The organism is Maritimimonas sp. 2304DJ26-3 (assembly GCF_056591635.1).
Genome location: NZ_JBWQOK010000001.1, coordinates 1,022,124 through 1,033,524 on the forward strand (window position 1 = coordinate 1,022,124; position 11,401 = coordinate 1,033,524).

General features: G+C 33.5%; 8 protein-coding genes. 3 read left to right on the top strand and 5 right to left on the bottom strand.

The genetic code is table 11. The features are described from left to right. Positions 1 to 4 precede the first annotated feature (4 nt). Positions 5 to 1,219: an aminotransferase class V-fold PLP-dependent enzyme gene (locus AC1EUV_RS04775; protein WP_480197526.1), complete on the bottom strand. Its 1,215-nt coding sequence runs from the start codon at positions 1,217 to 1,219 to the stop codon at positions 5 to 7. 104 nt (positions 1,220 to 1,323) lie between these two features. On the opposite strand from AC1EUV_RS04775, the gene AC1EUV_RS04780 reads away from it, so the two are divergent. Next, complete coding sequence (locus AC1EUV_RS04780; protein WP_480197548.1) at positions 1,324 to 2,646, top strand: serine hydrolase domain-containing protein; 1,323 nt, start codon at positions 1,324 to 1,326, stop codon at positions 2,644 to 2,646. 3 nt (positions 2,647 to 2,649) lie between these two features. After that, positions 2,650 to 3,297 (top strand): hypothetical protein, encoded by a 648-nt coding sequence (locus AC1EUV_RS04785; RefSeq protein WP_480197527.1) that lies wholly within the window; start codon positions 2,650 to 2,652, stop codon positions 3,295 to 3,297. 2 nt (positions 3,298 to 3,299) lie between these two features. Here AC1EUV_RS04785 and sufD read toward each other — a convergent pair whose 3' ends face one another. The 4 genes from sufD to AC1EUV_RS04805 are packed head-to-tail and all read right to left on the bottom strand — an operon-like array spanning position 3,300 to position 7,160. Beyond that, entirely contained in the window at positions 3,300 to 4,622 is a 1,323-nt protein-coding gene (gene sufD, locus AC1EUV_RS04790) for a Fe-S cluster assembly protein SufD (RefSeq protein WP_480197528.1), read from the bottom strand. Positions 4,623 to 4,627: 5 nt separating this feature from the next. Beyond that, positions 4,628 to 5,365, bottom strand: a complete 738-nt coding sequence (gene sufC, locus AC1EUV_RS04795) for a Fe-S cluster assembly ATPase SufC (RefSeq protein WP_480197529.1) — start codon at positions 5,363 to 5,365, stop codon at positions 4,628 to 4,630. Positions 5,366 to 5,368: 3 nt separating this feature from the next. Further along, on the bottom strand, positions 5,369 to 6,817 hold the full coding sequence (gene sufB / locus AC1EUV_RS04800; RefSeq protein WP_480197530.1) for a Fe-S cluster assembly protein SufB: 1,449 nt from the start codon (positions 6,815 to 6,817) through the stop codon (positions 5,369 to 5,371). A gap of 13 nt (positions 6,818 to 6,830) precedes the next feature. Then, positions 6,831 to 7,160, bottom strand: coding sequence for a HesB/IscA family protein (locus AC1EUV_RS04805; RefSeq protein ID WP_480197531.1), 330 nt, complete (start codon positions 7,158 to 7,160; stop codon positions 6,831 to 6,833). A 501-nt stretch (positions 7,161 to 7,661) separates the two neighbouring features. On the opposite strand from AC1EUV_RS04805, the gene AC1EUV_RS04810 reads away from it, so the two are divergent. Next, positions 7,662 to 11,401 (top strand): beta strand repeat-containing protein (locus AC1EUV_RS04810; protein ID WP_480197532.1); only part of this gene is annotated, 3,740 nt, incomplete at its 3' end.

An 11,401-nucleotide genomic window follows, 5' to 3' on the forward strand; every position in this document is an offset into this window, starting at 1 on the left:
ATATTTAAGACAACATTGTTTTTGCACGCTTTACAGCATCTACTAATTTAAGAATTTCTTCTTTAGTGTTGTAAAAAGCAAAAGATGCACGAACTGTGCCAGGTATTTTATAGAAATCCATAATTGGTTGTGCGCAATGGTGACCTGTTCTTACAGCAATGCCCATTTTGTCAACTATAGAACCTATGTCGTATGGATGAATTCCTTCTATGTTAAAAGAAATGACAGAGGTTTTATTAGGGGAAGTTCCATAGATTTTCAACCCTTCGATTTCGAGTAATTTTTCAGTACCAAATTCAAGTAGTTCTTCTTCGTAAGTAGCTATATTTTCAAAACCAATGCTATTCATATAATCTATGGCCGTTCCAAAAGTGATACCTCCGCAAATATTAGGTGTTCCAGCTTCAAATTTATGAGGTAATCCTGCGTAAGTAGTTTTTTCAAAAGTAACTTCTTCTATCATTTCACCACCACCTTGATACGGTGGTAATTTATTCAGCCATTTTTCCTTTCCGTAAAGAATTCCAACTCCAGTTGGGCCACACATTTTATGAGCAGAAGCCACATAAAAATCAACATCAAGAGACTGAACATCGGGTTTAATATGAGGACAAGCTTGAGCACCATCAATTAAAACTGCCGCATTTACTTTATGCGCTTTTTGTATAATTTCTTCAATAGGATTAATCGTACCTAAAGCATTAGAAATATGATTTACAAAAACCAATTTAGTTTTTTTAGAAAGTAATTCATCATAAACATCCATTAATAACTCACCTTCTTGATTTATGGGTATTACTTTAAGCATTGCACCAGTTCGCTCACATAACATTTGCCAAGGCACAATATTAGAATGATGTTCTAAAGCGGAAACGATTACCTCATCTCCCTTTTTGAGAAATTTTGTAAATCCAGTTGCAATTAAATTTATACTATGAGTTGTACCCGAAGTAAAAATAATTTCATGCGCTTTTTTAGCATTAAAATGCTGCTTAATTTTTTGTCTCGCGACCTCATATTCATCAGTTGCTTCTTGGCTTAGAGAGTGCACACCACGATGTATATTTGCATTGTAATTTGAATAGTAATCTACAATACTATCAATTACGATTTGTGGTGTTTGCGAAGTTGCCGCATTATCAAAATAGACCAATGGTTGCCCATTAACTTTACGTTGTAAAATTGGAAAATCGGCTCTTATTTTATCTACATCAAACATGTTTCTTTTTTAGAATCATTCTAAATACAAACTTACAAAACAAAGTAGATTTATATCAGATTAATATATATTTGTTTTCAATTGAATTTATTTTTTAAAGAATGATTAAAAAAGGTTTTAAATATCTATTATTATTAGCAGTTTTAGCGTTGATTTATTTAGTTTACAATCAATACCCTCGCTTGAATATTTTAGCAGGATATTCAGCTAAAAATATGAGTTCTTCTGTTTTTCTAGCTGAAAGGAGTTTTGAATTTACTGATGCACATGATAATGATTTTTCACCTGTAAGTTTAGCTTCAGATGAGGTTAATACTGAGGAAAAATATGCTACCTCTTCGGTATATGGTTTGTTGACCAGAAAAGCAATTTATAGAGAGGGTTTAGGAAGTGTATTAGTGCCAAAAGGTTATGAGGGAAATGAAACTTTTCTAACTCCTAAAAGGAAAAAAATAAAAACTAATTTACCATTTCCTTACGGAGATCTATCCCAGAGGGATACGGTTTTTAAAAATGTTAATTATCAAAAATTAAATGAAGCAGTCAGTAATGCTTTTGATAGTATAAATAAAACACGTGCTGTTTTAGTAATTTATAAAGATCAGATTATAGCTGAAGATTACAGTAAAGGCTTTAATAAAAAATCTAAAATTTTAGGATGGTCAATGACTAAAAGTATTACGGGAACTATTTTTGCAATACTACAAAGTCAAGGAAAGTTAAGTGTAAATGATAAAGCGCCCATTAATTCTTGGAAGAATGATGATCGTTCTAAAATTACAATCAATAATCTTTTACAAATGAATACTGGTTTAGAATGGGTTGAAGATTACAATAACATTTCAGATGTCACTAAGATGCTATTTTTAGCCGAAAACATGGGTGAAGTACAAGAAGAAAAGGAGTTTGCCGGTAAATCAAATGAAGCTTGGAATTACTCCTCGGGAACTACCAATTTATTATCTAATATTTCACGTTCTTATTTTGATTCACATCAAGAATATTTAAATTTTTGGTATAGCGATTTGATAGATAAGATTGGTATGCACTCAATGACTATTGAAACAGATCTTGATGGAAATTATGTAGGTTCTTCGTATGGATGGGCTACGCCACGAGATTGGGCAAAATTTGGACTGCTTTATTTACACAAAGGTAATTGGAATGGGCAACAAATTTTCGATAAAGATTGGGTAAAATACGCAACTACTCCCACGAATACTTCAGAGGGTCGTTATGGTGCTCAAATTTGGTTAAATGCTGGTGGTTATTATCCCGATGCTCCTAAAGAAATGTATTCTTTTAATGGTTATCAAGGTCAGAGAGTTTTTATAATTCCATCAAAAGATATGGTAATTGTTCGGATGGGCCTAAGCTCTATGGATTTTAATGGATTTTTGAAAGAAATCATCAAAGTCATAAAATAGGTTGTGAAAAAAGGGATTATAGTTTTAGGTTTTATAGCTTTTTTCGGAGCTATCTTTTATTTGCATTTTTATAAGAGAGATTTAAATGGAGTTTGGGTGAGTGCTTACACGAAGTATAACCCAGAAAATTCTTTGCCAACTAAATGGTCATTATCTGAAGTAATTCTATTAAAAAATGGTAAATATAAAATAAGGAAAAATGTTTTTGATGGTGAAGATGTTGAAGGGAGGTTTAGACCTTTTTCTAGTATAATTTGGCTAGATACATTAAACAATTTTACAATAAAATCTTATAATGAAGATAGCTTAACTATAGGGGGTAATTATCAGCAAAAAGTTTATTATAAGCTTAATGATTCACTAAAAAATAAGCAAAAAGTAAAATTAATAGGCAGAAGATTTGTTCTAAAAACTAAAGCCTTAACAGATACTATAAGTTTTTTGAGTGATAGTTTAGCTATATATAATAGTAATTCTAAAAAGGAGAATGTATACTGGAGAAAAATAGAACTAGAAAATTTTAATATTCTTCTTTTTGAAGGAGCAACTCCCGCAGTAATATTTAGAAACTCAAATAAAAAATTAGAATTAGTACAACAGCATAAAAAAAATCAAAATACTATTATTAGTATAACAGAGATAAAGAATTAATGTTATAAATCAAATCCTAAATCAACACCTAATTTTTTAGCAATCAACTTAGTAATTCTGGTTTTTAGCTCAGGGATTTTTATTTTTTCTAAAGCATCGTTTGCAAAGGCATAAAGTAGCAAACCTTTAGCTTCTTTTTTTGGTATTCCACGAGAGCGCATGTAGAAAAGCGCGTCTTCGTCCAGTTGACCAATCGTACAACCGTGAGAACATTTTACATCATCTGCAAAAATCTCTAGTTGAGGCTTCGAATTGATGGTAGCGCCATCATCCATTAAAATATTATTATTTTGCTGAAAAGCATTAATCTTTTGGGCGATTTTATCAACAATTACTTTTCCATTAAAAACACCTGTAGATTTGTCAGCATAAATACCTTTATACAGCTCATTACTTTCGCAATTTGGAGATTTATGATGTACTAACGTGTGGTTGTCTACATGCTGTTTTTCGCCAATAATGGTAATCCCGTTAAGGTTAGAAGTTATATGTTCTCCTTCTTGATGAAATTCTAAATTATTACGTGTTAAATTTCCGCCAAAAGAAAATGTATTGATTGAAGCAATACTGTTTTGTTGTTGCCTTACATAAGTATTATCAATTAAAGACGCAGATTTATCGTCATTTTGAATCTTATAATAATCAACAATAGCACGCTTATTAGTGAAAATTTCGGTTACAGAGTTTGTTAACACTACGTTCTTGCTTAAGCTCTGATGACGCTCAATAATTTGTACATGAGAGTTTTCACCAACAACTACCAAATTTCGAGGTTGCAGCAATAAATTAGCTTCACTGCCTGTTGAAAAATGAACAATCTGAATTGGTTTTGGTAAAACAGTGCTTTTAGGAATATTTATATACGCACCTTCTTTTGAAAATGCTGTGTTTAAAGATGTTACACTGTCTTCTTTTGATGCGATGGTGTTAAAATAATGATCGATGACCATCTTATATTTTGGCTGTTTTAAAGCAGCAGAAAGCAAGCATACATCATAGCCATCATGTGTGGTTTCAGATAGAAAAGAGCTATAAACACCGTCAATAAAAACGATTTTATACGAATCGATCTCGTGTAAAAAATACTTTTTTACATCACCATATTGAAGTGCTATTTCAGTTTCTGGAAATACATTATAATCATGTTTTAAAACAGATCTTAATGAGGTGTATTTCCACTCTTCATCACGTTTTGTTGGAAATCCATTTTTCTCAAAATGGGTAAAAGCTTTTGAGCGAATTTCGTGTACAGCACTATCGATATCTGTACTTACTTTATTTTCAAAAGCTAAAAACGAAGCTTCTAGTTTCTCTTTTAAATCCATCTGATTTATTTAACCCAATCGTACCCTTTTTCTTCTAATTCTAATGCTAATTCTGCACCTCCAGATTTTACAATTTTACCATCATGTAACACGTGTACATAATCAGGAATAATATACTCTAAAAGTCTTTGATAATGCGTTATAACAATAACTGCATTGTCTTTGCTTTTCAACTTGTTGACACCATTAGCCACTACTTTTAAAGCATCAATATCTAAACCAGAATCTGTTTCATCAAGTATAGCTAATTTAGGTTCTAACATAGCCATTTGAAAGATTTCATTACGCTTCTTTTCACCACCAGAAAACCCCTCATTTAGAGAGCGTGACAAAAATTTACGATCAATCTCTAGCATTTCTGCTGTTTCGCGGATTTTCTTTAACATATCTTTAGCAGGAAGCTCGTCGTGTCCGTTTGCCTTACGAGTTTCATTAATGGCTGTCTTAATAAAGTTTGTAACAGTAACACCCGGAATTTCAACAGGATATTGAAATGATAAAAAGATACCTTTATGGGCGCGTTCATCTGGAGCTAATTCATCTAAATCTTCACCATTTAAGGCAATTTCACCTTCAGTAATTTCATAATCTTCTCTTCCAGCAATAACAGATGATAAGGTACTCTTACCAGAACCATTTGGCCCCATTATGGCATGTACTTCGCCAGGTTTAACACTTAGGTTAATACCTTTAAGAATATCTTTATCTTCTATACTTGCGTGTAAATTCTTTACTTCTAACATAATTTATCCTACAGAGCCTTCTAGGCTAATTTCTAATAATTTTTGAGCTTCTACAGCAAATTCCATCGGTAATTTGTTTAACACTTCTTTGCTAAAACCATTAACAATTAAGGCAATGGCTTTATCAGTATCAATACCACGTTGATTACAATAGAATAATTGATCTTCACCAATTTTTGATGTAGTTGCTTCATGCTCGACTTGAGCAGATTTGTTTTTTGTTTCTATATACGGAAATGTATGCGCACCACACTCGTTACCCATTAATAATGAATCACATTGTGAAAAATTACGAGCATTTTCGGCACGTTGATTTATTTGTACCAAACCACGATAAGAATTTTGTGATTTACCGGCCGAAATACCTTTTGAAATAATCGTTGATTTGGTATTTTTACCTAAATGGATCATTTTAGTACCAGTATCAGCTTGCTGATAATTATTTGTTACAGCAATAGAATAAAATTCGCCGACTGAATTATTACCTTTTAATACACAACTAGGATATTTCCAAGTAACTGCCGAACCAGTTTCAACCTGTGTCCAAGAAATTTTAGAATTCGTCTCGCATAAACCTCGCTTGGTTACGAAGTTAAAAACACCACCTTTACCATCTTTATCACCTGGAAACCAATTTTGAACAGTAGAATATTTAATTTCTGCATCATCTAATGCGATCAATTCAACAACTGCGGCATGTAACTGATTTTCATCACGGGCAGGAGCAGTACACCCTTCTAAATAACTAACATAACTACTCTCATCGGCTACTACTAAAGTACGTTCAAACTGACCAGTACCACCTTCGTTAATACGGAAATAAGTTGACAATTCCATTGGACATTTAACGCCTTTAGGAATATAACAGAATGAGCCATCACTAAATACAGCACTATTTAAAGCTGCATAGAAATTATCGGTCTTTGGAACAACGGTTCCAATATATTTTTTTACTAATTCAGGGTGTTCTTGAATCGCTTCAGATATAGGCATAAATATGATGCCTTTTTCTGCCAACGTTTCTTTAAAAGTAGTAGCTACAGAAACAGAATCCATAACAATATCAACAGCTACGTTAGACAAACGTTTTTGTTCATCTACAGAAATTCCTAATTTTTCAAAGGTTTTTAATAATTCAGGATCTACCTGATCTAAACTTTCTAATTGAGGTTTTTGCTTAGGGGCAGAATAATATGAAATATTTTGAAAATCGGGTTTAGGGTAATTCACATTCGCCCATTCTGGTTCTTTCATACCTTGCCAGATTCTAAAAGCATCAAGACGCCATTCAGTCATCCATTCAGGCTCATTTTTCTTTTTAGAAATTGCGCGAACAATATCTTCATTTAAACCAACAGGAAACTTATCAGCTTCTATGTCTGTATAAAACCCATACTCATACTCTTTGGTTTCGAGTTCTTTCTTTAAATCATCCTCGGTATACTTACTCATTTAATCTAAAAATTTAAAGTGCAAAACTCTCTCCGCAGCCACAGGTTCTATTTGCGTTTGGATTATTAAATACAAACCCTTTTCCGTTAAGGCCTCCAGAATATTCTAATGTGGTTCCTACTAGATATAAAAAGCTTTTTTTATCTACTATTATTTTAATGTTATTGTCTTCAAAAACTTTATCTGTTTCTGTTTTGTTTTTATCAAAATTCAATTCATAAGACAATCCAGAACATCCGCCACTTTTAACACCAACACGAACAAAATCAGTTTGTGCATTGAAGCCATCTTCTTCCATCAATTGAATTACCTTGCTTTTAGCAATTTCTGAAACTTGTATCATACCTGGTTTGTTACAACAATTTATAGAGCGCAAAGTTACATTAAATGAGTCTAATTTAGAAATATTTTAAATAAGAAATCAATTTATATGTTGTTAATAGAGTTACTGTGTGTTAACTATCAATAATTCAATACTATAATGATATTTAAAACGTTATTTTACATAATGTAAAAAACAAGTTATCAACATTTTTTTCAGGTTATTAACATAATGTTAACAGAGTAAAATGTGAAATATATATTTGTGTAATTTATCAATAAGGAGTTAAAGCTAAAACTCATTGAATAAAAAATATAAAAGTTAAAGAAAAAGTGTTAATCACTTAAAAGATAAACAGTAATACATTTCCCTTCAATATTACAGTGTAATATTTTATGGGATTTTTGGTTTTAAGGGTGTTCTAATTTAGTAAAGGGGTAACTATTTAGAATATTAAGAAAAAGAAATATTAAAAATGTGACTTGTAAAAATATTTAAGAGTCTAACATTCTTAAGTAGTGTATGGTAAAAACAATACTCAATAAACCAAATTGTAAACTAACCTTGGGTAATTTTAAAAGTAAAATAGTATTTTCTATTTTATTATTTTTTATTTCTCTTTTTTCTATTGCACAATCAGTAGGAGATTATAGATCAATTGCTTCTGGTAATTGGACAACTGTTTCTATATGGGAATATTTTGATGGTACCTCTTGGATAGCCGCTACTGAATACCCTGGTCAAATAGGAGGAACAGCGACTAATGATGTTTCAATAATAGGAGATTTTTCGGTAACCCTTACTTCTACTTTAACCGAAAGTATTAATTCCGTTATTGTTGGAGATGGTGCAGGAGCCACTGATTTTCTGAATATAGGGGCTACATCTGGTCTAAATACTCAATTGATAATAATTGAAACCGGTGGAGAAATAGATTGGATTGTAAATGTTACGTTTACAATACCAGCAGGGGCAGCGTTTGTGCTTAATGGTGGGGTAATGGATGAAGATACACCCTGTAGCGCTGCTCAAAGACTAGTTATTGGTACTGTAATTTATTCTTCTTGTAACGGTGGAGCAGGAGCAACATTTAGTTTTAATGATTTAAATACAAGTGGAGGTAGTATAGTTGTAAACCCAACATCGAATTCTCCAATTTCTGTTGGATCAACTTTGAATCTTTTTGCAAACCCATCTGGAGCTGGAGCTTCTGATCCTTCTAATACTTTTGCCTGGACTGGATCTGGCCCAGGAGGATATACTTTTTCTTCAACTTTAGAAGACCCGTCAATTGCTGGTCTTGCTGTTGGAACTTACACTTTTACGGTAACGGTTACATCATCTGGCGTTACACATACAGCGTCATTAACAGCAGTTGTCAGTAATCTTTCAGGATCTACAAGAAATTATTCAGAAAGAACAGCCCTTAATGTAGTTGGAAACTTTGAAGCTATTGGTAATACTAATATGCAATGTTCTGGTTGTGCCGGAGGAACACAAAGTAACAACCCGCCAGCTAATATGATTTATGTTGATATAGACGGTATAGCTGCAACGCAGAACTCAAGTAGTTCAGTATTGGCAATTCCTGCTGGTGCAACCGTTGAATGGGCAGGATTATATTGGGGAGGGATGTATTCATCTACAAATGGTGGAATTACAAACCCAACAGGCATGAGCAATGATCAGGTTATGTTAATGGAACCTGGAGCGCTGAATTATACAACAGTAAACGCTAGTCAAAGAAATCAAGAAACAACAGCTTTCGCGGGATGGAATACCTTTATGTCTTTTGCGGAGGTAACCTCTATTGTTCAAGCCGCTGGGTCTGGTAGTTATGCAGTGGCAGATATTAATTTAGCTACAGGTAGTTCTTTTACGGGGCCACATGGAGGTTGGACAATGGTTGTAGTATATAGTGAACCAACGGAGCAAAGTAGAAGAATAAATGTTTGGGATGGTTTTCGATTTTTTGGTTTTGGAGGAACAGATTCTTTTAATGTAACAGGAATTTTAACACCATCTCTAGGAACGTTCGAAACCAAGGTTGGTTACTATGGAATGGATGGAGAGGCTTCATTCACTGGAGATTTTATAAATATAAATGGTACAGCTTTAACTGATGCTAGTAACCCTGCCAATAATGTATTTAACGGTACTGTATCGGTTTTTGGGGTGAATAACCCAAATAGAAATCCAAATATAACACCATACAATTGGGGATATGATTTAGATATTTTTGATGCGTCCGGATATGTAGCTAATTCAGCAACATCAGTTGCTGTACAATTAGGTAGTACAAGTGAAGGTGTATGGGGAGGAGTTTTTGTTATTTCTAATGAAATAGTGTTACCTACAGTTTCAAAATCTTTTTCAAATACAAATGTTACGAGCATAGGTGATATATCTACTGTAAGTATTTCAATAGATAATCCAAATAGAGGTATCTCAATGACTAATGCCTTAGTAACAGATAATCTTCCTCCGGGAGTAGTCATTGCACCAACTCCTAATGCCTCTATATCTTGTGGGGGTTCAGTAACTGCAGTGCCAGGATCAAGTACATTTATAGCAAGCGGAATGAGTATTCCTGTTAATACAAGCTGTACAATAACTTTTGACGTTGTTGGCACACAATTAGGTGTGTTTTCTAATACAATTGATAACTCTGTTTTTTCAAACGATCAAGGTGTAGACTTACAAAATGCATCTACAGCAATATTGAGTATTGGAGAAGACACAGATAATGATGGAGTTATAGATGTGTTAGATTTAGATGATGATAACGATGGTATTACAGATACTCAAGAGTTATGTAGTTCTGATCCAATCACTCCTGCTCCAACGAGTTCGACAATAGTTGTATCAATATTAACAGATAATTTCCCTGGAGAAACAACATGGACTCTTGATTCACCTACTGGTCAGATTGCTAGCGGTGGCCCTTATGGTTCTACAGGAACTACCTTTACTACAAATGTAAATACGTCTGAAACGGGAAATTTCACTTTTACAATATTAGATTCTTTTGGAGATGGGATATGTTGTGGATTTGGTAGTGGTTCATATACAGTAACATTAGATGGTACTACTGTAGCTTCTGGTGGAAATTTTACAAATTTTGAACAAACCGTATTTGAAATTACTGCTCCATTACCGAATGTTTTTTCATGCACTACATCTGATCCAAGTGCAGACGATGATGGTGATGGGTTATTTAATTATGAAGATTCTGATTTTTGTACTCTAAATGCCAATGGCGTATGTACAAATTTAGATAATGATGGAGATGGTATTATTAATAGCTTGGATCTTGATTCAGATAATGATGGTATATATGATATAATTGAAGGAGGCGCTATTAATGTTTCTGGAGTAACCGATGGTAATAATGATGGTATTATTGACGGAATAACTGCAGCTAATATTGGTTCTAATGGAGTTTTTAATAGCGTTGAAACATCGGTTGATAGTGGTAATTTAAATTATACTGTTACCAACACCGATGGAACTGATACAAGAGACTTTTTAGATTTAGATTCAGACAATGATTTATGTAATGATGTAGTAGAAGCAGGTTATACAGATGATAATGATGATGGAATTCTAGGTCCGGCATCAGTAACGGTTGATGTTAATGGAGTTGTAACCAGTGGTTCTGATGGATACACTACACCTATAGACGGTGATGGAAATACAACTTACGATTTTCAGGAAAGTGGATCGGCACCAACAATAAGTAACCCCCAACCTAATGATCAAACTGTTTGTGTAGGAGCAAATGGTAGTTTTACTGTTAATGCTTCAGGGTCGAATTTAACATATCAATGGCAAGTAGATACAGGTGGTGGTTTTACTGATTTATCTAATGGAGGTGTATATTCAAATGTAACTACAACTACTTTAAATATTACTGGTGTTACGGCAGCTATGGATGGTTATGAATATCAGGTCGTAGTAACTAATAGTGCTTTTGTTTGTGGTGAAGCAACTTCTACACCAGCTACTTTAACTGTTCCTTCTCTATTAGCACCTACAGTGACTACTCCAGTAGAATATTGTGTTGGAGATACAGCGAGTGCATTAACAGCAACAGGCACAAATTTGTTATGGTATACGGTAGCTACGGGCGGTACAGGTAGTGCAACAGCACCAACACCGAGTACGGCTACAGCTGGGAATACCTCTTATTGGGTAAGTCAGACTGATGGTAATGGCTGTGAAAGTACAAGATCAGAGATTGTGGTCACAGTGAATGCATT

Coding starts and splice junctions, on each gene's coding strand:
- AC1EUV_RS04775 (WP_480197526.1), bottom strand. CDS start 1,219: ATGTTTGATGTAGATAAAATAAGAGCCGATTTTCCAATTTTACAACGT.
- sufD (WP_480197528.1), bottom strand. CDS start 4,622: ATGGATTTAAAAGAGAAACTAGAAGCTTCGTTTTTAGCTTTTGAAAAT.
- sufC (WP_480197529.1), bottom strand. CDS start 5,365: ATGTTAGAAGTAAAGAATTTACACGCAAGTATAGAAGATAAAGATATT.
- sufB (WP_480197530.1), bottom strand. CDS start 6,817: ATGAGTAAGTATACCGAGGATGATTTAAAGAAAGAACTCGAAACCAAA.
- AC1EUV_RS04805 (WP_480197531.1), bottom strand. CDS start 7,160: ATGATACAAGTTTCAGAAATTGCTAAAAGCAAGGTAATTCAATTGATG.